Source organism: Frankia sp. CpI1-P (genome assembly GCF_001421075.1).
Lineage (GTDB): Bacteria > Actinomycetota > Actinomycetes > Frankiales > Frankiaceae > Frankia > Frankia torreyi.
The window spans coordinates 1-23817 of sequence record NZ_LJJX01000036.1 but is presented as its reverse complement, the minus strand read 5'-3'; the positions used below and the strand labels follow the sequence as shown (position 1 = coordinate 23817).

The 23817-nt window shown below is 72.4% G+C and carries 19 protein-coding genes, 10 pseudogenes and 1 CRISPR repeat array; of the genes and pseudogenes, 15 read left to right on the top strand and 14 right to left on the bottom strand.

The genetic code is table 11. The features are described 5' to 3' along the window. Positions 1–29 precede the first annotated feature (29 nt). The 3 genes and pseudogenes from FF86_RS21430 to FF86_RS54315 all read right to left on the bottom strand — a co-directional run. Positions 30–995, bottom strand: a complete 966-nt coding sequence (locus FF86_RS21430) for an ABC transporter substrate-binding protein (protein ID WP_052681243.1) — start codon at positions 993–995, stop codon at positions 30–32. 968 nt (positions 996–1963) lie between these two features. Continuing rightward, a pseudogene (locus FF86_RS21425) lies at positions 1964–2615 on the bottom strand (aldose epimerase); the annotation flags it as partial. 1 nt (position 2616) lies between these two features. After that, a pseudogene (locus FF86_RS54315) lies at positions 2617–2899 on the bottom strand (aldose epimerase); the annotation flags it as partial. Positions 2900–3057: 158 nt separating this feature from the next. On the opposite strand from FF86_RS54315, the pseudogene FF86_RS67360 reads away from it, so the two are divergent. Next, positions 3058–3113: pseudogene (locus tag FF86_RS67360) on the top strand (nitroreductase); the annotation flags it as partial. Between the two features lies 1 nt (position 3114). After that, a partial coding sequence (locus FF86_RS21420) for a nitroreductase family protein (RefSeq protein WP_242419233.1) occupies positions 3115–3573 on the top strand: 459 nt, incomplete at its 5' end. Between the two features lie 111 nt (positions 3574–3684). Here FF86_RS21420 and FF86_RS21415 read toward each other — a convergent pair. The 5 genes and pseudogenes from FF86_RS21415 to FF86_RS21405 form a co-directional block, all read right to left on the bottom strand. Beyond that, positions 3685–4825, bottom strand: a 1141-nt coding sequence (locus FF86_RS21415) for an amidohydrolase family protein (RefSeq protein WP_255355869.1), incomplete at its 3' end; no start/stop codon positions are given. A 479-nt stretch (positions 4826–5304) separates the two neighbouring features. Beyond that, the gene (locus tag FF86_RS32295; RefSeq protein ID WP_083507262.1) at positions 5305–5547 is read right to left on the bottom strand and encodes a hypothetical protein; all 243 of its coding nucleotides are present in this window, start codon (positions 5545–5547) and stop codon (positions 5305–5307) included. Between the two features lie 142 nt (positions 5548–5689). After that, positions 5690–6418 (bottom strand): nitroreductase family protein, encoded by a 729-nt coding sequence (locus tag FF86_RS21410; RefSeq protein ID WP_044886632.1) that lies wholly within the window; start codon positions 6416–6418, stop codon positions 5690–5692. A 52-nt stretch (positions 6419–6470) separates the two neighbouring features. Continuing rightward, positions 6471–6826 (bottom strand): annotated as a pseudogene (locus tag FF86_RS67355) (serine/threonine protein phosphatase); the annotation flags it as partial. A 1-nt stretch (position 6827) separates the two neighbouring features. Further along, the coding region (locus tag FF86_RS21405) for a metallophosphoesterase family protein (protein ID WP_206778988.1) at positions 6828–8201 on the bottom strand (1374 nt) is incomplete at its 3' end. Positions 8202–8439: 238 nt separating this feature from the next. Between FF86_RS21405 and FF86_RS54310 the strand changes: the two are divergent. From FF86_RS54310 to FF86_RS67345, 5 genes and pseudogenes are all read left to right on the top strand, one after another. Next, positions 8440–9105, top strand: a pseudogene (locus FF86_RS54310) (extracellular solute-binding protein); the annotation flags it as partial. A 1-nt stretch (position 9106) separates the two neighbouring features. Further along, positions 9107–9807 (top strand): extracellular solute-binding protein (locus FF86_RS54305; protein WP_242419232.1); only part of this gene is annotated, 701 nt, incomplete at its 5' end. A 71-nt stretch (positions 9808–9878) separates the two neighbouring features. Further along, the gene (locus FF86_RS21395) at positions 9879–10559 is read left to right on the top strand and encodes an FMN-dependent NADH-azoreductase (protein ID WP_044886634.1); all 681 of its coding nucleotides are present in this window, start codon (positions 9879–9881) and stop codon (positions 10557–10559) included. Positions 10560–10595: 36 nt separating this feature from the next. Beyond that, positions 10596–11157: pseudogene (locus tag FF86_RS67350) on the top strand (endo alpha-1,4 polygalactosaminidase); the annotation flags it as partial. Between the two features lies 1 nt (position 11158). Continuing rightward, positions 11159–11438, top strand: a 280-nt coding sequence (locus tag FF86_RS67345; RefSeq protein ID WP_396229986.1) for an endo alpha-1,4 polygalactosaminidase, incomplete at its 5' end; no start/stop codon positions are given. 26 nt (positions 11439–11464) lie between these two features. Here FF86_RS67345 and FF86_RS21385 read toward each other — a convergent pair. Further along, positions 11465–11917 carry a pyridoxamine 5'-phosphate oxidase family protein gene (locus FF86_RS21385; protein WP_044886636.1) on the bottom strand — a complete coding sequence of 151 codons (453 nt, stop codon included), beginning with the start codon at positions 11915–11917 and terminating at the stop codon, positions 11465–11467. A 223-nt stretch (positions 11918–12140) separates the two neighbouring features. On the opposite strand from FF86_RS21385, the gene FF86_RS21380 reads away from it, so the two are divergent. Then, positions 12141–12911, top strand: coding sequence for an enoyl-CoA hydratase-related protein (locus FF86_RS21380; protein ID WP_044886663.1), 771 nt, complete (start codon positions 12141–12143; stop codon positions 12909–12911). A 73-nt stretch (positions 12912–12984) separates the two neighbouring features. On the opposite strand, the gene FF86_RS21375 is transcribed toward FF86_RS21380, so the two are convergent. Continuing rightward, a partial coding sequence (locus tag FF86_RS21375) for a Txe/YoeB family addiction module toxin (RefSeq protein ID WP_242419231.1) occupies positions 12985–13210 on the bottom strand: 226 nt, incomplete at its 3' end. Further along, entirely contained in the window at positions 13207–13458 is a 252-nt protein-coding gene (locus FF86_RS21370) for a type II toxin-antitoxin system Phd/YefM family antitoxin (RefSeq protein ID WP_044886638.1), read from the bottom strand. The genes FF86_RS21375 and FF86_RS21370, both read right to left, overlap by 4 nt. A gap of 150 nt (positions 13459–13608) precedes the next feature. Here FF86_RS21370 and FF86_RS54300 point away from each other — a divergent pair. From FF86_RS54300 to FF86_RS21350, 6 genes and pseudogenes are all read left to right on the top strand, one after another. After that, positions 13609–14850 (top strand): annotated as a pseudogene (locus FF86_RS54300) (molybdopterin-dependent oxidoreductase); the annotation flags it as partial. Between the two features lies 1 nt (position 14851). Further along, a pseudogene (locus tag FF86_RS54295) lies at positions 14852–15048 on the top strand (hypothetical protein); the annotation flags it as partial. A gap of 1 nt (position 15049) precedes the next feature. Continuing rightward, positions 15050–15942: molybdopterin dinucleotide binding domain-containing protein (locus tag FF86_RS54290; RefSeq protein ID WP_304438166.1), on the top strand; the 893-nt coding region annotated here is incomplete at its 5' end. Beyond that, the gene (gene fdhD / locus FF86_RS21360) at positions 15942–16820 is read left to right on the top strand and encodes a formate dehydrogenase accessory sulfurtransferase FdhD (RefSeq protein WP_044886640.1); all 879 of its coding nucleotides are present in this window, start codon (positions 15942–15944) and stop codon (positions 16818–16820) included. The genes FF86_RS54290 and fdhD, both read left to right, overlap by 1 nt. A gap of 118 nt (positions 16821–16938) precedes the next feature. Next, a complete protein-coding gene (locus FF86_RS21355; RefSeq protein WP_082122073.1) occupies positions 16939–18468 on the top strand; it encodes a CYTH and CHAD domain-containing protein in 1530 nt (509 codons plus the stop codon). Positions 18469–18718: 250 nt separating this feature from the next. Next, positions 18719–19417 (top strand): flavodoxin domain-containing protein, encoded by a 699-nt coding sequence (locus FF86_RS21350; protein WP_044886641.1) that lies wholly within the window; start codon positions 18719–18721, stop codon positions 19415–19417. 71 nt (positions 19418–19488) lie between these two features. Here the strand turns inward: FF86_RS21350 and FF86_RS21345 are convergent. The 3 genes and pseudogenes from FF86_RS21345 to FF86_RS21335 form a co-directional block, all read right to left on the bottom strand. Beyond that, positions 19489–20389: pseudogene (locus FF86_RS21345) on the bottom strand (LLM class F420-dependent oxidoreductase); the annotation flags it as partial. Between the two features lie 667 nt (positions 20390–21056). Continuing rightward, the coding region (locus FF86_RS54285; protein WP_242419241.1) for a helix-turn-helix domain-containing protein at positions 21057–21229 on the bottom strand (173 nt) is incomplete at its 3' end. 456 nt (positions 21230–21685) lie between these two features. Next, the gene (locus FF86_RS21335) at positions 21686–22543 is read right to left on the bottom strand and encodes an alpha/beta fold hydrolase (RefSeq protein WP_044886643.1); all 858 of its coding nucleotides are present in this window, start codon (positions 22541–22543) and stop codon (positions 21686–21688) included. Positions 22544–22754: 211 nt separating this feature from the next. Here FF86_RS21335 and FF86_RS54280 point away from each other — a divergent pair. Beyond that, positions 22755–23194, top strand: a pseudogene (locus tag FF86_RS54280) (TetR/AcrR family transcriptional regulator); the annotation flags it as partial. Between the two features lie 348 nt (positions 23195–23542). Further along, positions 23543–23815: direct repeats of the CRISPR family, unit length 29 nt; unit sequence GTCGTCCCCGCACGCGCGGGGATCTTCCC. Positions 23816–23817 lie beyond the last annotated feature (2 nt).

Genomic DNA, 23817 nt, shown 5'->3' with positions numbered 1-23817 from the left:
GTGTGGTGCGGTTACCGAGTGTGGTGCGGTTACTTGCTGCCGACCTGGAGGATCTGATCGAGATCCGCCTCGGTGGTGTGGTAGTTGAAGAACTTCTGGTAGAAGTTCCGGGTCTCGGACCGGATGTCGACGTCGGTGAACAGATCGGGGTGCAGCACCTTAGCCGTCCACTGGATCTGCAGGGCCTCCTCCGGACCGAACCGGTCCCACGGGTAGAGACCCTGCGGGTTGAGGTAGACCCGACCGGCCTTGACCGCCTTCAGGTCGGCCCATCCCGGCGACTTCGCCAGGTTGTCGACGACGGACTGGGCGGAGTTGGCCGCCAGGCCCTGGTCACCACCCGGTGTTTCGATGATCAGCACGTCCGGGTTCCACTGCAGGAGCTGCTCCATCGACACCGTGACGTGCGTGCCCTTGACCCCACTCGCGGAGTCGGTGCCGCCGGCGATGTTGATCCAGCCGTCGATGAGGGACTTCCCGCCGTCGACGACCACGGGTGGGTAGCTGGCGATGTGCACGACGCTCGGCTTCTCGGTCGCCGGCAGCTTCGCCAGCCGCGACTGGACCATCGCCAGCTTGGCGTTCACGTAGTCGCTGAATTCCTTGGCCTTGGCGGCGGCGGCGCCGCCGTACACCTTTCCGGCGAGCTGAATGGATGGAGCCAGTTCCGGGAAGGTGTTGAAAGCCATGTTGACCGCGGGTAGACCGGCCTGCGTGAACGGCGTCATGGTATCGCCGCCGCTGATCGTGGAGACGACGTCCGGCTTGAGCTTGAGAAGCTCCTCCATGTTCACCTTGCCGCCGTTCCGGAAGAGCTCCGGAAGGTCGTTGACGCCCGGGTAGACCTTCCGCAGGAACGGGATCGTCTTGACATTCTGGGGGATGGCCACCAGCTTGTCGCCGACGCCGAGCATGATGTCGGTGACGGTGTGGGCGGGGAACTGCTCGGCGATGCGGTCGATCTTCAGGGGAACCGTCGTCTTCTCCCCGGTCATGCTGGTCACCACCTGGGTGGTGGGTGCGGGCGGGCTCGCGTCCGAGGAGGAGCTGCCGCAGCCGGCGGCCAGCGCCGCCACCGCGGCCGCCACTCCCAGGGCCAGTGCCTGCCGGGACGCGGCGGGCCGGAACAAGGCGCGGGTCTCCGGCCCGGGCGTGCTCGGGTGACCGCTTCTCGGGCGACGCTCGATGGACGGGAGATGAGGCGAGCCGTGGGGGCCGCTGCGATGGGTCGNCAAACCCATCATGATGCGTCGCGAAAACACTGCCGAGCGTGATACCACGTTCTTCCCCCGCCGGGCGAATAGATGCAAGGAAACAAAAGGTAATTACCTGCACACGGACGGTGTGTGCGACGGTGTCAACCGCGAACGAGCGGGCGATGCTTCGGCGCACCTGGACTCCGCGGAAGCGGCTGAAATGCACCATAGCCCCCGCATGTGCGCCTGTCACGCGGACGCGAACCCTGATCTGCGGAACTAGCCGGACTGCTGCCGAGCGGAGGCGGGGTTCGGGTGGCTGCGGTGCTGGTCCGCGGCGGTCCTGGCGATCGGCGGCGGCGGGCCGGATCGCGCGAAATATTTCTCGGATTCGGATCGAGGGGGAGATAACGTGCGGTCATCAGCTCCATGGACCGAAGATCTCGCGTCTCGCGGCCGACTCGTGGCCGTCGTCCCCGGTGTGACGGCCGGGTGGCGCGTAACAAATTCGTTTTTTCCGAGTGCGCTGAACGTAACGTGCACGGCGGGATGGCCCGGGATATGTTCGATCCCGTTCTCGTCCGGCCAGGACAAGACGGTCACCGGTGACGGCGGGCCCGCTCGTCCGCGCGCACGGGCCGGCGGGGCCGTTCACCTCCGCGCCTGCGGCCCACGTCCGCGCCTGCGGCGCACCCGCGCACCCTGCGGCGCACCTGCGGCCAACCCGCACGGCCCAGCCGCCGGGTGTTGCCACCCCCGGGCGCGAGTCAGCCGGCGGTGGGCTGAATGCCCCAGGTGCCGCCGACGGTCTCGGCGGGATCGAGGACGCGCAGGCCGTCCCCACTGTTGAACGCGTTCGCCGGGCAGGTCAGCGGTTCGACCGCGATGCTGCGCCGCCGCTCCTGCGGGCTCAGCGTGTCCCCCGTGAAGACCTGCACGTACGGCCAGGTCTCGTCCATCCACACCGTCACCGAACCGCCGCCAGGTGCGCCCAGCCGCACGCGTGCCCGCCCGTCCGGATCGCGGGAGAGGCCCGTGTAACAGGTGTCCAGGGCGAGGGAGCCGATGGGGCGGGGCAGGCGGAAGTCGACGGGCGCGCCGGCGACCTCCCGCGCGCCGGTGGGAATCGAACGGTCGTCGGTCTCCAGCCACGTCGCCGCCGGGACGGTGAGTTCGACGTCGTCGGCCCGCACCGCGGCGCCGTCCGCCCCGACCGTCGTCAGGTAGGGATGGGCGCCCATCCCGACGGGCGCTGGCTGGCTGCCCAGGTTGGTGGCGGTCATCGTGACGGTCAGGCCGTCGTCGCCGAGGTGGTATTCCGCGGTGAAGCTCACGGTGAAGGGGTAGCCGCTCTGGGCGCGCAGGATGAACGAGGCGCGGACCGCGGCCGGGCCGAGGCGGTCGAGTTCCCAGGCCGACNAGCGGGTCAGCCCGTGGCTGGCGTTGCCGAGCGCCACCTCGTTCACCGGGAGCTGGTGGGTGGTGCCGCCGAACGTGTAGCGGCCGTTCGCGATCCGGTTGGGCCAGGGGAGCAGCAACTGCCCGCGCCCGCGGCTGGCCATCGCGTCGGCGCCGTAGCCGTCGAGGACCGGCGCGGCACCGATCCGGTACTCGCGCAGCCCACCGCCGACCTCGGTGATGGTCACGCTGCTCTCTCCGTGCACGAGCTCCATCTGCCGCCCGGACGGTGCCAACGCGCCCACCACGTCCACCGCGTCCTCCTCCTGCCGGGCACCGCCGACACCGGCCGGGTCGGCGGCAGGGTGGCCCTGCATCGAGCCGGGGGCGCCCTCCGCCTCAAGTATGGGTGCCGGCGGACGGTCCGCCGGCACAGCACCCGGGTTCCACTAGGGTCGACGGCGTGGAGACCTGGGATGCGATCCGTGCTCGTCGTAACGTCCGCAGCTACCAGGACCGNCCGGTGCCGGCCGAGGACCTAGAGCGGATCCTGGAGGCCGGGTGGCGTTCCCCGTCGGCGTCGAACCGGCAGCGGTGGGACTTCGTGCTCGTCACCGACCGGGCGGTGCTCGGCGAACTGGCGACGATCTGGCGCGGCGCCGGTCACATCGCGAGTTCGGCGGCGACGATCGTGCTGGTGCTTCCCGAGCCGGAGTCGGAGCGCTACCGGCTCATGGACGAGTACGACCTCGGCCAGGCGACCATGCTGATGCTGCTGACCGCGACGGACCTCGGCGTCGGTGGCGGGCACTCGGCCGTCGGTGACCAGGAGGCCGCCCGCCGGATTCTCGGCGTGCCCGCCACCCACCGCGTCGCCTACATGATCGGCCTGGGCTACCCCGACGACGGGCCGCTGCGGCCGGTGGAACGCCTCGACCGCCGCCCCTACGACGAGGTCGTCCACCGCGGACAGTGGTAGTCCACCGCGGTCGGTGGTAGCCGACAGGTTGCGGCCGGTGGCGAGTCGGCGGCGGTCAGCGGCGGCCGGCGGCGAGTCGGGCGGCGATCGTCGGGAACAGGGCCAGCGCGNTGTCCCGGGCGATCGTGCGGCGGGCCGCCGGGTTCAGCGCCGGGTCGGCGAGGAACGCGTCGCGGCCCGCGAACACGGTGTCGGCGGGTACGGCGTTGTAGTCCGAGCCGTACAGGATCCGGTCGACCCCGATGGCGGCCAGCAGGGAGGGCGTGCTGTACGGGGACATGGGCCCGGCGGTGTCGACGAAGAAGCGGCGCAGCGTCCGGTCGACGGTGGCGAGGTCGGTGCCGTAACCGAGGCTGCGGGTAAGGGCGAGCCGGGCCGCCTGGTACGGAAAGTAGCCACCACCGTGGGCGAGGATCCACCGTATCCGTGGATACCGTTCCAGCACCCCGTTGACGACGAGCTGCACGGCGGCACGGGTCGTGTCGGCCAGAAAGTCGGCGACGAACGCCGGAACGGCGATGCCGGTCGCGCCGGGCAGGTTGAACGGATGCACCAGGGCCACCGCGTCACGCGCGTTCAGTTCGGCCATCACCGGCTCCAGCCCGGGATCCCCGAGATAGGTGACGCCGTCGTGGGCCATGAGCAGGACGCCGTCGGCGTGCAGGTCGTCGTAGGCATGGCGGATCTCCGCGACGGCGATCTGCGGGGTGGCCCGGGGAACGTAGGCGAGCAGACCGAACCGGGTGGGATGGCCGCGGACCACGTCGGCGATCGTGTCGTTGGCGAGCCGGGCGAGCTGCGCGGCGAGCGCGGGCGTCGGCGTGAACTCGCTCGGGATCGCCGCGGACAGCACGGCCGTCGCGATGCCGCCGCGGTCCATCGTGTCGAGCGCGGCCGGCAGGGACCAGTTCGCGAACGGCGGTCCGCCCACCGGCGGTAGCTGGCCGTGTTCGACGAGCCAGGCGCGCACCTCGGCCGGCATCGCGTGATGGTGGACGTCGATCCGCCCGGTCGCCCCGGTTCGGGCGTGATCGGCCGTGCCGGCCTCGGTCGTGCCGGTCCCGGTCGTGCCGGTCCCGGTCGTCGTCGCCGCCGTGACCGGGGCCGCCGCCGCGGCGCCCGCTCCGGCGACGACCGCGGTGCCGGCCCCGGCGACGACAGCCGCGAGGCCGACGGCGGCCCGCCGGCTCGGCCCGCGACGCGGGCCGTCGTCCGCCTGGCTCCCGCCTCGTCCCCCGATTTCACTGGACATTTCCGCTCCGCTCTGTGTGGTTCTGCCCGCGTTGCGGGCATTACAGCGCACTCGCCACCGGCGGCCTGGTGGCGTTCACCGAAAGCCGTCGAAATATCGATTCCTCGACCGGTGGAGACCTGCGCGTCGATGTTTCCCGGACCCGAACCCTCCTGGTCGGCGCGCATGACGAGTCGGGGAGCGGGTTGTCGGGATTCGACAAGAATTACTTTAGGATCCGCCTGCGGATGGGCGCGGAAAATGTCGCCTACGGTACGCGTCACCAGCCTTCAGTGGCCATCTCCGTGATTACGAGGACGGGTTTGGCGGCATCTGGGCAACTCGCCCGCATTGAGGCGATTGCGGCGTCGGGACGCGTGGATGCCGGCGCGGCGGCCGCTGCCCTGCTCACCGGACCACAAGGCTCGGGAGAGGCGGAGGCGGCGCCGGCCGGCCGATCTGTCGGACGATCCCGTGCGCGCGGGCGACGGCCCGACCGGTCACTCGGCGGGGGGCCCGTCCGGGACCGTGGGATAGGGCTGCGGCACTCTGGTCGATTCACTACTCGGCGCGTGGCCACGACTCGACTCGCCGAGTAGTGACCGGAGCTCCAGAAGATCATCGATCAGTTTGGTTGTTGCCGCGTCGCGAGAAAGTCGTCGCAATTCATTCAGTATCGCGTCTGTTTCCTCGACGGTGGGAAACTCGCTGATCGAGGCGACCATCGTGACAATATCGGTCATAATACCCGCCACCTTTGTGATCCGCTGATGAGATCAGCCCCGGCACGTCGTTGGGCGGGACGCGACAAAATAAGGCCATACCCCGATGCGACGGGGTTCACTCCTCGTTCAGGCCGCCGGTGCCGGCCACCGACCGTGGATCTCAGCTGGCCGCCGGGGAATCCGGCCGCCCACCCGGCGGCGCCGCGGTCGCCGAACCGAAGGCGGCGCCGTCGAAGGTGTCGATGCGGGTGAAGGCGCCGACCGGTTGGCGGGTCAGCCGGGTCGTGCGCCGCGCCGGGTAGCCGAGGGCCAGCACGGCGGCGATGCCGTGGTCGGGCGGGATGTGCAGCAGGGCGGCCGCCGCGGGCTCGCGCCGGGCGGCGAAGGTGGTCAGCGTCCCGCCGAGGCCGGCGTCCCGGGCCGCCAGCAGGATGTTCTGCGCGAACGGGTAGATCGACGCGCCGCCGACGACGCTCTGCCGGTCGAGGTCGACGTCGGTCACCGCGAGCGCGGTGAGCCGCACGGCGAGGACGAGCAGGACGGGCACCTGGTCGAAGGCGTCGACGAAGGCACTCGGCGCCGGGGTGCGGGCCGCGGCGTCGAGGTCGATCGCCGGCCCGTGCCAGCGGCCGTCCGGGCCGGGCGCGAACGGCCGCACCCCGGCGCGTCGCTGCGCCACGTACTCCCGCCAGCCCTCGCGGACCAGGTCGCGCAGCCGCCGGCGCAACTCGGGGTCGCGCACGACGAGCACGACCCACGGCTGCTGGTTGCCGCCGCTCGGGGCGAACCGGGCGGCGTCGAGAACCTGTTCGAGCACCTCGTCCGGCACCGGCTCGCCGGTGAACTCCCGCACGGCACCGGCGGTGCGCATCACCTCAAGCAGCTCCACGCCCGGGAGCCTAGCCGGGCCGGTGGGTGGCCGAGGGGCTCGCAGTCGGCGGTCAGTCGGAGCGGCGGCGGCGCAGGGTGAAGCGTTCCAGCAGGGTGTAGGCGGGCGGGGGGGCGCCCGCCTGGACGCGAGGAGCGTGGTGGTAGCTCACGGTGATGGTGGTGGGGCCGCCGGGGCGGCTGCCGGGATCGAGGTCGAACACGGCGATGCCGTACGGGTGCCCGCTGGCGTCCGGTCGGGCCGACCACACGGCTTCCTCGACCGCGTCGGCGGGCGACTTGGTGTAGGCGCCGGTGGAGGCGTTCCGAGTGATCTCCGTCCGCCTCGTGATGACCTTGCCCTGCCGGGCGCCGGTCGGGGTGGCGCCGTAGCTGTCGGTGGGGCCGCTGGTCCCGCCGCCGCCGAGGANCAGGTAGACGGTGCCGGCGTCGGTGTCGAAGGTGTCGGCGGTCGGGTCGGTGACGACGGGCCGGGGTCGCAGCGTGTCGACGGTCGCGCCGCCGGCGACCTCGGTCCCGCGGTCGCGGTCGAAGCCGCGGACCGGGAACGTGCGCTCGTAGTCGTGGTCGTGCCCGGAGACGACGAGGTCGACCCGATAGCGGTCGAACAGCGGCAGCCACGCCTGGCGCAGGCCGAGGTCCGAACCGTTGCCGGTGGCGGAGCTCGACAGCGGGCACTGGTGCGTCTGGACGATGATCCAGTCGATGGTGCGGTCGGCCCGCGCGGCGGCGAGGGTGTGTTCCAGCCAGCGGGTCTGCAGGTTCCCGCCAGGGGTGAGCGTGCCGTTCGGGCCGGCGGCGAGCGGGCCGGTGTAGAGCCGGTTGTACTGGCTGTGACCGGCGGGGATCGTCGCCGCGCCGTTCGGCGGGACGACGTCGGTCGCCGCGAAGGCGCCGCCGTCCTGGTAGATGACGTCGTCGGCGTCGAGGGAGATGAACAGCGCCGAACCGACCCGGTAGCTGTAGAAGTTGCCGGCCAGGCCGCGGATCCCGTTCGACGGCAGGCTGAACCGGGTCAGATACGACTCGTAGCCGTGCGGGCCGTTGCCGAACTCGATCTCGTGGTTGCCCAGCGCCGGCATCCACGGCCGGTTCGCCGCGGAGCGGGCCACGTTGACGCCGAAGTCGCGCCATACCGCCGGCTGCTGGGCGAACGTGAGGTTGGCGTAGCACAGGTCGCCGTTGAGCAGGTGGAACAGCGGCGCGAAGCGTTCGACCGCGTCCACGGCGTGAAACGCGTTGGGGGAGGAGATGGTCCACGCCTTGTCGGTGGCCAGGTCGCCGTAGCTGGTGAAGCGGAACGGGAACCGGCCACGGCGGGCGGTGGTGAACGTCCCGCCGGGGCCGCCGGGGCCGCCCGTGGAGGACCCGGCCGCGACCGGACCGTCGGCGGTGTCGACCCGGTAGACGTAGGCGGTGCCCGGATCGAGGCCGCGCAGCTTCGCGTGGTACGTCACGACGCGCTGGCCGCCCAGGCCGTCGACGTAGGTCCGCTCCTCGGCGTCGACGAACCGGCCGAACCCGCCGGCTGCGGTGCCGAGCCGCACCCGTGGCCGGCGCACGGCGGTCGGTGACACCCAGGACACCGTCACGGCCGTCGCCGGGTCGTCGCCCCACCCCAGGTGCACCTGCTCGGGGGCGGTGTCCGGGCCGGTGCCCGCGAAGGCCGGCTGCCGCCACAGGGTGGGACCGGCGGCGACGGTCAGCCCGCCGCCGATCGCGGCCGTGCGCAGCAGGGTGCGGCGGGACGGACCGGCCGACCCGGTCGTGGGGTTCGCGTCCATGGGCCGTGATGCTGTCGCGTCCGGCGGACGGTGAGCGGTCGGGCACATGGCGACAACGGGACCATCAGGTGAACCCGGCCGAACGGTGCATCGGGTCGACGGCGGCTCGAAGCCNCCGCGGATTCCCTCGGTGCGCCGGCCGCGGCGTTGCTTCCCGTCAGGCATTCATGGGCAATCGGACACCTTTCGGTCATGAGGCGGTCACCGTCCCGTGGTCGGCCCCTGCGTTTCCCCGGCCATGATTGCGACGATGTTCCGGGGGAGGACGATGTTCCGGGGGAGACCGCATGGGCGGCGGGCCCCGGCGGCCGCCGTCGCGCTGGCGCTGATCGGGGCGATGATCGGGGCGCTGATCGCCGGCTGCGGCGGCGATGGCGACGAGGGGGCGCCCGCACCCGTCAGCCTGAGCTTCGTGTCCTACAACTACGGCACGCCGGACCTGGGCGGGCAGGGCACTCAGCAGCTCATCGACGGCTTCGAGGCGGATCACCCGGACATTCGCCTCGTCGCCTCGGGGGCCACCTCCGGAGATGTCCTGACCAGGGTGCAGGCGCGGACCGCGGCGGGGGACCCGCCGGACATCGCGCAGATCGGCTGGAGCAAACAGCCGGCGGCGCTGGCCAGCCTGCCGGTCGTGCCGGTCGCCGACCTGGCCCCGCCCGCCGAGGTGGCGGCGGCCACCGCCGGGATCCTGCCGCCGGCGCTGGCCGCCGGCAGCATCGACGGCAGGCTCACCGTGATGCCCTACACGCTGTCGACGCCGACGATGTTCTACAACGCGACGCTGTTCGAGCGGGCGCACCTGGATCCGGCGCGGCCGCCGGCCACGTGGGCGCAGGTGCGCAGGGCTGCGCTGGCCCTGGCGACGCTCGGCGACGGGGTTCAGGGCGTGTATGTCGACGCCNCCAACCCCGCGAAGTCGGACTTCCTCACCCAGTCGCTCATCAACAGCAACGGCGGGTCGCTGCTGTCCGCGACGGGCGGGCCGCAGCTCGCCAGCCCGCCGGCCGTTGGCGCGCTGGCGATGCTCGGCGACCTGACGAACTCGGGCGCGCAGCCGAGGATCGTCGAGACCGACGCCCTGAGCCTGTTCAAGGCCGGCAAGCTCGGCATGCTCGTGACGAGTACGGCGGTGCTCGCCAGCCTGCACCGGTCGGCGAAGGGATCGTTCACGCTGCGCACCGCCGGACTGCCGGCCTTCGGCGACCAGCCTGCCCGGCCGACCTACTCGGGCTCCGGGCTGTACGTGCTGACCAGGGACCGCCGCAAGCAGCAGGCCGCCTGGCAGTTCCTGAAGTACCTGACCAGTGATGCCGGCTTCACCGTCATCACCGCGAAGATCGGTTACCTGCCGCTGCGGCAGTCCACGGTCGACGGCCGGCAGTTCCTCGGCGAGTACCTGATGACCTCCCCGGAGATCCTGCCCGCCTTCCGCCAGTTCACCAGCGTCGCCCCGTACCAGCCGCTGCGCGGCCCGAACGCCGACCAGGCTCGGCAGATCCTCCAGGACGACCTCGTGAGCGCCGTGATGCTGGGCGGCGCCGACCCGGCCGCGACGGCGGCGTCGGTCAACGAGCGGCTGGTGAAGCTGCTCGGCGCCGCGTAGACCGCCTGCCTCGGGCCGGGTCGCTGGCGTAAAGTCGGCGCTGCGTCGCCCGCGAGCAGCAAGGAGTGCGCATGCCCGGACTGCTGCACCTGGACTCCTCCGCCGATCCCACCGGTTCGACGACGCGGGCGCTGACCCGGACCTTCGCCGACACCTGGCAAGGGCTCGGCCCGCAGCACACGGTGACCTACCGCGACCTGCACGCCGATCCGCCGCCGCATCTCAGCGACGCCGCACTGCACTGGGCGCCGCGGCTGCGCCGTCCGGGGGAGACACCCGATCCGGCCGCCGCGGCGACGCAGGAGCTCCTGCTCGCCGAGCTGCTCGCCGCCGACGTGCTGGTCATCGGCGCGCCGATGTACAACTGGTCGATCCCGTCCACGCTCAAGGCGTGGATCGACCAGGTGCACGTCCTCGGCGTCACCGCGCCGTTCGACACCCGGGAGCAGCCGCTGGCCGGCCGCCCGGCCGTCGTCGTCTCCGCCCGCGGCGCGCAGTACGGCCCCGGCAGCCCGACGGCGGGCTGGGACCACGCGGTCCCGCCCGTCGAGCTGGTCCTCGGCCGCTCCCTCGGGATGGCGGTGACGGTCGTGTCGACCGATGCGACGCTGGCCTTCCGCGTGCCGGCGATGGCCGAGCTGCGCACCACGGCGAAGGCGGAACTCGACGCCGCCCACCGTTCCGTCATCGAGCTCGCCACCCGCCTCGGCCACCCTTCGCCGGGCGTCCCATCGCCAGAAACCCTACGTTGATGTCATGCGTTGCCCCGGTCGGTGCAGGTTGCGGCGATGTTCTCCCGCCTTGGTCGTGCGCTCGTCGGCTTGGTGCTGTTCGTCGCGACGGGCTGTGCCGCATCGGGAGGGGATTCCGCCGGCCCCGCCGGCCCCGGCCCCGGCCCCGTAACCGGGTCCGCGGCGAGTGGCGGTGCTGACGGGGCCTGGCGGCCAAGCCCGGGCCAGGCGTGGCAGTGGCAGCTGACTGGCAGCCTGGACCTGTCCGTCGACGTGCCCGTCTACGACCTGGACTGGGAGACGACCCCTGCCTCGGCGATCGCGCGGCTCCATCAGGCTGGCCGGCGCGTCATCTGCTATGTCTCCGTCGGTTCCTGGGAGGATTTCCGCCCGGACGCGAGCGACTTCCCCCCGACGTTGATCGGCAAGCCGGTGGACGGCTGGCCCGGGGAGTCCTGGCTTGACGTTCGCCGGCCGGCGCGGCTGGCCGAGCCGCTCGGGCGCCGGTTGGACACCTGCCGGGACAAGGGCTTCGACGCCGTCGAACCCGACAACGTGGATGCCTACTCCACGGACAGCGGCTTCCCGCTCACCGAGGACGACCAGCTTCGGTTCAACCNCTGGACCGCCGAGCAGGTGCATGCCCGCGGCATGGGGGTCGCGCTGAAGAACGACCCGGACCAGGTCGAGGCGCTGGTCGGCGACGTCGACTTCGCGGTCGTCGAGTCCTGTCTGACCTACGAGGAGTGCGACGCCTACGGTCCGTTCCTCGACGCCGGCAAGGCCGTCCTGCACGTCGAGTACACCGACGCCGGGCCGACGGACGCCCGCTGCGCGGTCCCCGGTTTCTCCTCCATCCGCAAGAACCGCGACCTTGACGCCTGGCGCCGCGCCTGCTGACCCGAGTCGGCCGCTAAAGCTTCCGGCTAAAGCTTCCGGAAGTCCCAGCTGGTGATCTTCTCGGGGGCGAGGCGAAGCCAGCCGTGGCGGCCGTCGGGCTCGGTCGTGCCGCCGCCGGCGTACTTGGCGGCGAACAGGCGCTCCGGGACCTCCAGTTCGGGGTGCGGCACGTCGGCGCGTGGCGCCTCGCCGACCGGGGCGAAGCGGCCGCGCAGCTCCACCCCGCGCAGCTCGCCGTAGCCGATCCCGGCATCGACGAGCACGGCGGCGCGCGGGTCGCGGGTGAGGTCGGTCCACCGCTGGCTGCGCACGATCGACCACAGCCACAGCGCCTGGTCGTCCCACACGAACCACAGCGGCGTCAGGTGCGGGCCGTCGGGGCCGGCCGTCGCCACCCGGCAGACCCGCTCCTCGGTGAGGAAGACGTCGATCTCCGCCCGTTCCATGGCGATCTTCCGGCCGCGTCGCTGTTCCTGCATGCGCACATCCCCTCGGGCGGACCGCGCTGGCCGCGGCCGGATCGGAAACATCGTTCCTGCCAGCCCAGAAGGCTATTCTGTGTCTCCAGCCGGCGCTGGTCATCCGGGCGNCGACGGGCCGGAGAGCCTGACGGGCCGGAGAGCCTGACGGGTCGGGAAGCTTGGCGGGTCGGGAAGCTTGGCGGGGCCGGGAAGCACGGTGGGACGGGGCGTGGAGCGGGCGATGACGGACCGGGACGCGCAACGGGTGGACGTCCGCCGCGAGGGCCACGTGCTGGTCGTGTCGATGCGCCGCGAGAACCGGCGCAACGCGGTCGACCGCGCGATGGCCGACGCCCTCGACGCCGCGCTGAACCTGCTCGACGACGACGACGACCTCTGGGTCGGCGTGCTCACCGGCACCCCGACGGTGTTCTGCGCCGGCAGCGACCTGACCGCCGGCGGCGACTACGTCACCGAGCGGGGCGGGGAGTACGGCGTGGTCCGCCGGCGTCGCCGCACGCCGCTCATCGCCGCGGTCGAGGGCCCCGCGCTCGGCGGCGGCCTGGAGATCGTGCTGGCCTGCGACCTCGTCGTGGCGGGTGCCGGCGCCCGGTTCGGCCTGCCGGAGGTGACGATCGGGGTGGTCCCGACCTGTGGCGCGCTGTTTCGCGGCCCGCGGGCGCTGCCGCTGAACCTGGCCCGCGAGCTCATCCTCGTCGGCGATCCCTTCGACGCCCGGCGCGCCTACGAGGCGGGCCTGGTCAACGTGCTCGCCGAGTCCGGCGGGGCGCTGGACGCCGCCCTCGCGCTGGCCGAGCGGATCTGCCGCAACGCGCCGAGCGCCGTGCGGGCCTGCCTCGCGGCCGTCGACGACGCCGTCGCCCCGGCCGCCGACGCCGCCGGCTGGCAGGCCACTGCCACCGCCCTCGACGCGATCCGCGACTCCGCCGACGCCGCCGAGGGCGTCCGCGCCTTCCTGGAGAAGCGCCCACCCGCCTGGACCGGTCGATAAGCCACCTAAGCCGCTCCCCACGGGAAGCGATGCCTACGGACGTCTCAGTAGTGGTACCGGCACTGGGCGATGNGGATCTGATCGTCGCTGATCTTGTAGATCAGTCGGTGTTCGTCGTTGATGCGGCGGGACCAGTAGCCCTGGAAGCCATGCTTGAGGGGTTCGGGTTTGCCGATGCCGTCGTTGCCATTCCGGGCTATGTCCTGGATCAGGACGTTGATGCGCTTGAGGATCTTGCGGTTCTCCGTCCGCCACCAGAGATAGTCCTGCCACGCGTTCTCATCCCAGACGAGCTTCACTCGACGAGATCGCGTACGGTGCCGGCACCGCTTTCGAGGCGGTCGATGGCGGCCAGGAGCCGGCGGGCGTTCTCGGGACTGCGCAGAAGGTAGGCCGTCTCCTTGAGGGACTGGTAGTCATCCAGGGAGACGATGACGACCGGCTCATGTCCGGCCCGGGTGATGACGACCTCCTCCCGGTCATCTGCCACCGCGGTCAGAACTTCGGCATAGCGTGCACGTGACTCTGAGTAGCTCATCGTCTTCACTGTGCCTCCCGTTGTACAGAAACTTGTACGTAGACGCGAGTGTACGTCCCCCGGCCAGCCATGGCGGCGGAAGCTGGCGGCTTCGGGGTGCCCGCCGGGCCTGGCCGCTGATGGTGGTGTCCGGCGTCGATCGCGAGGATGGTGGAAACCATGGGCAGCGGCGGTGGGGACCTCGGGGATGACGATGCCCGGCTGCGGGTGGGGGCGCCCGCGTCGTCGGCGGCGGGGCTGCCGGGGGTGGGGCACGCCCTGGCGCAGGCGTGGGAGCGGATGGGGCCGGGCCGGTCGGTGCGGACGCTGCGGCTGGTCAACCAGGACCACGGGTTCGACTGTCCGGGCTGTGCGTGGCCGGAGCCGGCGCCGGGGGAGCGGTCCGTCGTCGAGTTCTGCGAGAACGGCGCGAAGGCGGTGGCGGAGGAGGCGACGCGCAGCCGGGTGACGCGGGAGTTCTTCGCCGCGCAGCCGGCGTCCGACCTCGCCGGCCGCTCCGGTCACTGGTTGGGCAGCCGGGGTCGGATCGTGGAGCCGGTGTACAAGGCGCCGGGCGCGGATCACTACGCCCCGGTGGGCTGGGACGAGGCGTTCGGGATCGTCGCCGCCGAACTGGCGGCACTCGACAGCCCGGACGAGGCCGCGTTCTACACCTCCGGTCGCACCAGCAACGAGGCGGCGTTCGTGTGGCAGTTGTTCGCGCGGATGTTCGGGACGAACAACCTGCCGGACTGTTCGAACATGTGCCACGAGTCGTCCGGGGCGGCGTTGACCTCGACGATCGGGGTGGGTAAGGGGTCGGTGACGTTGGCCGATCTGGAGTCCGCGGATCTGGTGCTGGTGGTGGGTCAGAATCCGGGGACGAATCATCCGCGGATGCTCAGTTCGTTGGAACGGGTGAAGCGCGCCGGCGGCAGCATCGTCGCGGTGAACCCGCTGCCGGAGGCGGGGCTGCTGCGCTTTCGCAATCCGCAGCAGGCGCGGGGGGTGCTCGGGCGCGGCACGGCGCTGGCCGACCAGTTCCTGCAGATCCGGCTGAACGGGGACATGGCGCTGTTCCAGGCACTGTCACGCCGGCTGCTGGCCGCGGAGGACGCGGCCCCCGGCACGGTGCTCGACCACGCCTTCCTCGCCGAGCACACCAGCGGATTCACCGAGTTCGCCCACCATGTTCGTGGGCACCTGTCCGACGCCGACGTCGCCGCGGCGACGGGGCTCGCCGCCGCCGAGATCGACGAGCTGGCCCGTCGAGTGCTGGCCGCCGACCGGGTCGTGGTCTGCTGGGCGATGGGACTGACCCAGCACGCCAACTCGGTGGCGACGATCCAGGAGGTCGTGAACTTCCTGCTGCTGCGGGGGAACATCGGCCGGCCGGGGGCGGGGGTGTGCCCGGTGCGTGGGNATTCCAACGTCCAGGGTGACCGCACGATGGGAATCTGGGAGAAGATGCCCGACGCGTTTCTCGACGCGTTGGGTGCCGAGTTCTCCTTCGCTCCGCCGCGTGCGCATGGGCATGACGTGGTGGAGACGATCCGGGCGATGCGTGACGGTCGGGTGCGGGTGTTCCTCGGCCTGGGTGGGAATTTCGTCGCGGCCGGTNCGGATTCGGCGGTGACCGAGGCGGCGATGCGGGCGTGTCGGCTGACGGTGCAGGTGTCGACGACGTTGAACCGCTCGCACGCGGTGACGGGCCGTGCGGCGCTGATCCTGCCGACGCTGGGGCGTACCGAGGTCGACGTGCAGGCCGGCGGGCCGCAGCAGGTCAGCGTCGAGGACTCGATGGGCATGGTGCACGCCTCCCGTGGCACGCTGCCCCCGGCCGGGGCGGAGCTGCGCTCGGAGGTCGCGATCGTCTGCGGCCTCGCCGAAGCCACCCTCGCCGGCCGGGCGGACGACTCGGACGACTCGGTGGACTGGGCGGGATTGGCCGGCGATTACCGACGGATCCGCGGTCACATCGCCCGGGTGGTGCCGGGGTTCGAGGATTTCGATGCCCGGCTCGCCGCGCCGGGTGGCTTCCAGCTTCCGCATCCGCCGCGCGACAGCCGCACCTTCCCGACGCCGGACGGGCGGGCGGCGTTCACCGAGAACGTCTGCGACGTGCTGCGCGTCCCGCCCGGGCATCTGCTGCTGCAGACGGTGCGTTCGCATGACCAGTACAACACGACGATCTACGGGATGGACGACCGTTACCGCGGGGTCCGCCGGGGCCGCCGCGTGGTGTTCGTCCACCCGGACGACCTCGCCGCGCTCGGCCTCGTCGACGGCGTGCACGTCGACCTCGTCGGCGTGTGGACGGACGGGGAACGGCGGGCGGAGAACTTCCGGGCGGTGGCGTACCCGACCGCGCGGGGCTGCGCCGCCGCCTACTTCCCCGAGACCAACGTCCTGGTCCCGCTGGACTCCACCGCCGCCCGCAGCAACACCCCGACCTCCAAATCGCTGATCATCCGGCTGGAGCCGGCGCGCGAGCCGGTGGGCGGGACGCGCTGATGGGGCGGGCGACGGCGCGACGCAGGGTGACCCGGGTCCGGGCCGGGGTCGCCACGACGGTCCGCCCGGACACGGTGGTCGGCGAGGAACCGCTGGAGATCCGGGTCGGCGGGCGGGCGCTGGCGGTGACGATGCGCACCCCCGGCGACGACATGGATCTGGCGCTGGGGTTCCTGCTCGGCGAGGGCATGATCGCCGGTGCCGCCGACGTGGCATCGATGCGCTACTGCGTCGGGAGGGACGGTGCGTCTGGGAGGGACGGTGCGTCGGGGAGGGACGGCGCGGTCGACGCCGATGGCCGCCCGACCTACAACGTGCTCGACGTGGCGCTGGCCCCCGGGGTCGCCCCGCCCGAGGTCGACGTGACCCGCAACTTCTACACCACCAGCTCGTGCGGCCTGTGCGGGAAGGCCAGCATCGACGCGGTCCGGCTGCGCAGCCGGTTCACCGTCGCCGACGACCCGCTGCGCCTCGACGCGGCGACCGTGACCGGCCTGCCCGACGCCCTGCGGGTGGGGCAGCGGCTGTTCGCCACCACCGGCGGGCTGCACGCGGCGGCGCTCGCCGACGCCGACGGCGTGCTGCGGGCCGTGCGGGAGGACGTCGGGCGGCACAACGCGGTCGACAAGGTGATCGGCGCGGCGGTGCGCGACGGCCTGGTGCCGCTGGCCGGCCACGCGCTGGTCGTCAGCGGCCGGGCGTCGTTCGAACTGGTGCAGAAGGCGCTGATGGCCGGTGTGCCGATGCTCGTCGCGGTGTCCGCGCCCTCGACGCTGGCGGTGGATCTCGCCGAGGAGGCGGGGATGACGCTCGCCGGCTTCGTCCGCGGGGACTCGATGAACCTCTACACCGGCGCCCACCGGGTCGCGCTGGCCTGACCACCGCGGGTCGCCGCGGGTCGCCGCGGGTCGCCACGCGATCCCATCTCGTCCCGGCAGGGTTTTTCGACCGTGGGCAGGGCATTGGTGCGCTGATAGCACCGGATGGAGGCCAGTCGTGGCAGTGACGCATGAGGTCGAGCGGAAGTTCGCGGTGGACGAGATGTTCGCGCTCCCCGCCTTCGACGGGGTGCGGGGGGTCGCCTCCGTCGCCGACCCGGACGAGCGGCACCTCGACGCCGTCTACTACGACACCGACGACCTGCGCCTGGCCCGCAACCACCTGACGCTGCGCCGCCGGGAGGGTGGCGCCGACGAGGGCTGGCATCTGAAGATCCCCACCGCCGACGGGGCCCGTGACGAGATCGGCCGCCCGCTCGGCGAACCGTCGCAGATCCCGCCGGAGCTGCTGGACCTCGTCGCCGTGCGGCTGCGGGGTGCCTCGCTTCGACCGGTGGCGTCGATCACGACCGTCCGGCGCACCCGGCGGCTGCGCGACGCCGCCGGCCACGACCTCATCGAGGTCGCCGACGACCGGGTCAACGCGCGGACGATGGGTGAGCGCACCATCGTGTCGCGGTGGCGGGAGGTCGAGCTCGAGGCGCTCGACCCGTCCGGGGTGAACGTGCTGCCCGCCGCCAGCAAGGCCCTGCACCGGGCCGGCGCGAGGCCCGCGCCGTCACCGTCGAAGCTGCAGCGCGCCCTCGCCGTCGAGCTCGGCGGTCCCGACGTGCAGCCCGGCCCGGCCCGGCTCGCCGCCTCCGACAGCGCGGCCCGGGTCGTCCACGCCTACCTGGCCGAGCACACCGCGGCGCTGCTCGACCGCGACCCCGCGGTGCGTGTCGACGCGCCTGAGGCCGTCCACGACATGCGGGTCGCGGCCCGGCGGCTGCGCAGCACCATCCAGACCTTCCGGCCGCTGTTCGACGCCGAGCGGGCCGCCGAGATCGAAGCCGGCCTGCGCGAGATCGGCGAGGTGCTCGGACGGCCCCGCGACGCCGAGGTCCAGCTTGCCCGCTTCGCCGGCGAGCTCGCCGGGCAGCCCGGCGAACTGGTGCTCGGCCCGGTGGCCGCCCGCGTCCAGGAGGCGCTGCTCGGTGAGCGGCTGCGCAGCCGCGAGGAGGCGCTGGCCTACCTGCGCGGCGAGCGGTACTTCGGGTTCATCGAGACGCTGCTCGGCTTCGTCGCCGACGTCGGGCAGACCGAGCGGGCCCGGCGCCCGGCCGGCACCGTGCTGCCGAAGCTCGTTGCCAAGGTGGATCGCACGCTCGTCCGGCGGGTCGAACGCGCCCGGCGGGCCCCCGCCGGAGCCGACCGCGACGTCGCCTACCACGGTGCCCGCAAGGCCGCGAAGCGGCTGCGTTATGCAAGCGAGCTGATGGTGCCCGTCCACGGCGGCGACGCGGCGACGCTCGCGAAGGCGGCGAAGCGGATCCAGAACGAGCTCGGCGAGCACCAGGACTGCGTCGTCGCGCAGGCCCGGCTGCGCGAGTTCGCCGTCGCCGCGAACCTCGCGGGCGAATCCTCCTTCACCTACGGACTGCTCGCCGGGGACGAGCGGGCCCGCGCGGCCGCGACCCGGGCCGCCTTCGAGGCCACCTGGGCGCGGGCCGCGCGCCCCCGCCTGCGTCGCTGGCTGCGCCGCTGATCGGCACGCGGGGAGCACATCGCGGGGCGGTGCGCACGGTCTGCCGCCTGCCGATCCGGACCCTCGGGTCGGTCCGCGGCGGTCCGCCGGGGTCCGACCGTGCCCGTCGGATCAGGTCCGGATGGCTCGCCGGACGTGACGTTCGACAGGTGGTGTGTGCCCCGCCACGGATGTCCACTGGGTTACGGGCTCGAGTCGATCGCGTGCGGTCCACCTCGACGGCCCTGGACGCAAGGTTGGGAGGGGTGCGATGACGCGAGCTCTGGTGGCGTTCGGAACCGGGTGTGGCGGGGCCGGCGACCTGGCCGCGATGATCGGCGCGGCGTTGACCGCCCGCGGTCTCGAGGCAGACGTGCTACCGGCGCGGCAGGTGCGGGAGGTGGCATCCTACGACGCGGTGATCGTCACCGGTGCGCTGTTTGCCGGACGGTGGTCCTGCGACGCCCGTCGGCTCGTGCGCCGGCGCCGCGCCGGGCTGTCCCGGCTACCGGTGTGGCTGGTCACCAGCGACCCGCGCGGCGGGGGAGAGCGGAGCGGCGCAGGAGAGCCGGTGGGGTCGCAGCCGGCCGCGCAGGTCGCCGAGCTCGCGACGCTGATCGGAGCCCGGGGCATGGTGACCTTCGACGGCCCCCGACGCGCCGGCGCCCACCCGGCCGCCGCTGCCGCCCACCCGGCCGCCGCTGCCGCCCAGCCGACGGCGGGGACCCGGCGCCGCCCGGAGCAGCTCGCGGCGTTCGCCGACGCCGTGGTCGCCGCGGCCCCCCCGCGTGTCCTGCGGGCCGTGCCGGCCTGGGGACCCGGTTCCGGCGCCGGGGCCGGGGCCGGAAGCGGCTGGCGCAGCCATCGGCCGGCCCGGATGTGGCTGGTCGGCGCGGCCCCCCGACCCCGCCCGTCGTCGGACGTGGTCGCCGGCTCCGCCGACGACGCCGACTACTGGGTCACCGGATAAACGACGTCACCGCGGTGCCGGCGCCGGCGCGGGCCGGTTTTCCACGCGGACGGAAAACCGGCCGGGCGCGGTTAGTCCTTGGCGAGGATGATCTCCTCGCCGAAGCGGCGCACCGTCTCCTCGGACGCGGCGGGATCGTCGCCGATCACGTTGAAGATGAGCCAGTCCACGCCGAGGCTCTCGTATTCGGCGATGTCGGCGCGGACCTGGTCGACGTTCCAGCCCTGACGGACGTCGAGCAGGGACAGGACCCCGCCGAGGGCGACGGTGACCTCGGCCGGGTCACGCCCGGCGGCGTTCGTGGCGTCGCGCAGCCGGTCGATGCGCTCGCCGACGGCGGCCGAATCGGGCACGTGGGCGGTTCGGATGGTGCCGGCCAGCGTCTCGGTGGTGAGGGTGAGCAGGGCGCCGCCGCCGAAGCGGGCCGCCCGATCCAGGCCCCATCTGCTGTTCGCGTGTACCCACAGCGGCGGGTGCGGTCGTTGGATCGACGGCGGTCGCAGCGCGGTGCCGGACGTCTCGAAGCCGATTCCCCGGTGGGCGATCTCCTCGACGGCGGTGTCCGCGGTGAGGATCTCCAGCGCCTCGTCGAACAGCTCGCGCCGTCGGTCGAAATCGGCACCGGAGGCGCGGAACTCGCCCCGCAGATAGCCGGTGCCGACGCCGACGACGAGTCGTCCCCCGCTCAGCCGGTCCAGCGTGCGGATCTGGTGCGCGGTGAATAACGGATTACGGTAGGGCAGCACGGTCACCAGGGTGATTAACGTGATGTCCTCGGTCAGCGCGGCACAGAAGGCCAGGGACGAGAAAGGCTCGGAACTGCCCTCGCCGCCGGCGTTCGCCCATTTTGTGGATGGCGCCGGGTGATCCGTGAAGGCAATGCCGGACCACCCGCTCTCCTCGGCCGCACGCACCCACGGGGTGATGTTCCGCTGGTCCAGCACCTCGGGCCGCCACTGCGGATCACCGATGNCGTGTTGCACGCCGAATTTCATGGGTCTGCCTTTCGATCGTCCTGGTCACGCTGTTTCCTGCATCGTTCGGCAGGTGTCCGGGTAATGCGCGGCCCCATTGTCGGGTGGCTGCGCGGCGGACCAGATCAGCTTATGCCGGTCCGCGTCCGGATGCCCCGGCAGTCGAGCGTCAGCCCAGGTGGGGCCGCCGGACGGGGAGGATCACGGCTGCCCGTGGCGTTCTCGTCCGGCCGCCGCGCNTTGACGCGTACCAGGTGTGACCGTTCCGGAAGCCGGGTTAGTGCTGCACGCCGATGGCCCGGCTCAGGAATTCGCAGATCGTGGCCATGACGGTTTCACTGTCGTTCTGTTCGATCCCGTCGCGACGTCGCAGAAGGACATTGTTGGCAATGTCCTGGATCATGACTGCATCGCTCGCCGGCCGGGTGTGTCGGAAGGTCCCCTGCGCCGCGCCGGCCTCGAGGGCCTGGATGAGTGGAGCCCTGTTCAGCTCCTGATGCCGCGCGAGCGTCTCGGCGTACCCGGCGACGCGGTGGAGCTCGAGCGTCTGCATGACGAGGGTCCGGCGATGCCGCCGCGGTTCGAAGGCGAGCTGGATGTAGAAGCGAATCCATTCGCCGATTGCCGTATACGGATCGGGCGCGCTGGCCAACCGCTCCGTGAGNTGGGCCGTCGCCCGTTCGCTTTCCTCTTCGAACATCGACAGCAGTAGCTGGTCCTTCGACTTGAAGTGCCGGTAGAACGACCGGGTCGAAAGCTGCGCCTCGGTGAGAATCTCGCTGACGGTGACGGAGCCCGAATCCGCGCGCGCCAGCACCCGGTAGGCCGCCCGGATCATCATCGAGCGCTCTTCCTCGGGCGCGTAGGCGAGCGGCCGGCCGATGCGGCGCCGGGGGGCGTCGGACTGCGACCCCTCGTCGGACGCTGTCAGGTCCTGCGCACGAGACATGGCAGCCCTGCCTCCTGCTGGGGGGCGTCGGCGTTCGTCGGACGGGGTTCGTCGGACGGGGTTCGGGACGCCCGATGCTATCGACCGCGTCGCCGGGGGGCGATCCGAACACCGGTGGGCCCCCTGGTTGTGACCCTCGACACCCCAGTGGCATCGCCGTCAGGTTCCCTGAACTGCGACGCAGGCCGTCCTGCTCGCCACCACCCGCCAGATCCTGACCACCCCCGAGGCCGAGGCCGCCGCCGTCTGACCGGCGAGCGGCGGTCGTCCCCGCACGCGCGGGGGTCTTCCGGACCCGTCCGTGCCGCGTCGGCGATGAACTCGTCGTCCCCGTACGGGCGGGGATCATCCTCGGGGGTCGGTGGCAAAGTTGCGAAGGATCTTGGCGAGTTCGGCTGGCTGGTCCAGAGGGATGAGGGTGCGGGTGTCGGCCACCTCGACCAGCCGTCCCCGGGGGAGGAGTTCGGCGAGACGGCGGCCGTGCTCGGGCGGCATCACCCGGTCCTCGGCGGCCCAGACCACCAGGGCGGGGCCGGTGAAGCTCGACAGGTAGGCGGGAGCGTCGAGCAGGAGCTCCCGCGCCGGGCGCAGCGAGCGCAGCACCCGCACGGTGTCGCGGCGGATGCCCCCACAACTCTCGCCGCGGCGCAGCAGCGGTTGCATCCACCGGGCGGTCGCGGCGTCCCCACGGGCCGTCAGCCAGCCGAAGGCGATCGGCGCGCGGCGCATCGGCCGCAGCCGCATCTGCTGCATGACCAGGCCGAACAGCGCCGGTGGCAGCGCACCGGCCAGGGCCAGCGTCCGCCCGGTCAGACCTGGCGGGATGTTGTCGAACGCCTCGCAGGAGACGAGCGCGATCCGGCCTACCCGCGCGGCGCCGTCCCGCACGACGAGCTGCACCAACGCGCCACCGGTGTCGTTGCCGACCAGGGTGACGTCGTGCAGGTCCAGTCGGGCGAGCAGCTCCGCGACGAGGCGGGCGAGTCCGGGTAGCGAGAGGTCGGCGTCGGGGTGCATGGGATGGCTGTGCGCCCCCAGGGGCAGGGTCGGGACCACGCACCGGTGGTCGGCGGCGAGCTCCGCGACCGGGCCGGTCCACAGCGAGGCGTCCATCAGCAGTCCGTGCAGCAGCACCAGGACGGGGCCGGGGCCGCCGGTGTCCTCGTAGTCGATCGTTCCGGTGGACAGCTCGATCTCTGCCATGCCGGCCGCCTTCCGCGTGTCCGGATCCTGCGCCCGGAGNCTGTGTCCGGAGCCACAGCTTCTACGTCTTGTAGAAGAAGACCACGCGCTTCGTCGTACGTCCAGTACGGACCGCATCCGCGTCGGGACCCGGTGGCGGGACGACGGTGGCGGGACGACGGTGGCCGGGTGGATCCGGTCGGGCCTGGCAAGCGGCTCGTACGCTGAGCGGATGGACCGTGACCCGCCCGGCGCGCGGGGCGCGCGTACCGTCGACCCCCGAGCCCCCCGCCAGAGTGTCCTGCGCGAGGCCGAGATCGTCGCGACCGCGCTGTCGATCATCGAGCGGGACGGCGTCGAGGGGCTGACGATGCGGCGCCTCTCCCAGTCCCTCGGGGTGTCGCTCGGCGCGACCTACAAGCACGTCGCGACCAAGGACGACCTGCTCCGCCTGGTCACCGCCGAGCTGTACACGCGGGTCCTCGACGCCGACACGCCCGACGCGGACTGGCGCCCCCGGCTGCGCTCGTTCCTGCTCCGGATGCACGAGGTGGTTGGAAGCTGCCGGGGCCTCGCGGCCCACCTCGCGGCGCACGCCGACGACCCCATCACCGCCCGCCTCTACCACCCGTTGCACGCGGCGCTCACCCAGACCGGCTTCACCCCCGACGGNGCCGACCGGGTGCTGCGCGTGCTGTTCTTCTACACCTCCGGCGCGCTGCTGACGCCCGCGTCCGAGCCGGCCCGCGAGCGCGCCGCCGCCGACTTCGCCGCCGGCCTCGACATGGTGCTCGACGGCGTCGCCCACGCTCTCGCCNCCGAGCACGACCCCACGCCCTGATCCACCAGCCAGCGTCGCTCCGGCGCCGGCACGGCAGCCAGACGCATCCCCTCGGTCGGCCTACTCGCCCCCTCCAAATCCGCGCTACTCGTACGGGACGCGGCAAGGCTGGCGAACGTCCCGCGTCCCTACCGATGCAAATTGCGCCGCTCTGTTGCTAAAGTCCCAGCTCAGCAAGTGTCGTCCCCGCACGCGCGGGGATCTTCCCCGGGTGAGCGCGGAGGCCGGTACGGCGCTGCTGTCGTCCCCGCACGCGCGGGGATCTTCCCCGGGGGGCGTCGGCTGATCTGATTCAGGTTTAGTCGTCCCCGCACGCGCGGGGATCTTCCCGCTTGACCGGATCCGACTTTCATTCACTGTTAGTCGTCCCCGCACGCGCGGGGATCTTCCGTGAATAAATGCGAACTGCATGAGGGAGGGGCGGTCGTCCCCGCACGCGCGGGGATCTTCCCCC

Bases quoted from the DNA above. Each gene is read 5' to 3' on its own strand.
- FF86_RS21395 (WP_044886634.1), top strand. From the start codon at position 9,879: ATGCCCGGACTGCTGCACCTGGACTCCTCCGCCGATCCCACCGGTTCG.
- FF86_RS21350 (WP_044886641.1), top strand. From the start codon at position 18,719: ATGACGCGAGCTCTGGTGGCGTTCGGAACCGGGTGTGGCGGGGCCGGC.
- FF86_RS21335 (WP_044886643.1), bottom strand. From the start codon at position 22,543: ATGGCAGAGATCGAGCTGTCCACCGGAACGATCGACTACGAGGACACC.
- FF86_RS21385 (WP_044886636.1), bottom strand. From the start codon at position 11,917: ATGCAGGAACAGCGACGCGGCCGGAAGATCGCCATGGAACGGGCGGAG.
- FF86_RS21380 (WP_044886663.1), top strand. From the start codon at position 12,141: ATGACGGACCGGGACGCGCAACGGGTGGACGTCCGCCGCGAGGGCCAC.
- fdhD (WP_044886640.1), top strand. From the start codon at position 15,942: ATGGGGCGGGCGACGGCGCGACGCAGGGTGACCCGGGTCCGGGCCGGG.
- FF86_RS21430 (WP_052681243.1), bottom strand. From the start codon at position 995: ATGACCGGGGAGAAGACGACGGTTCCCCTGAAGATCGACCGCATCGCC.
- FF86_RS32295 (WP_083507262.1), bottom strand. From the start codon at position 5,547: ATGACCGATATTGTCACGATGGTCGCCTCGATCAGCGAGTTTCCCACC.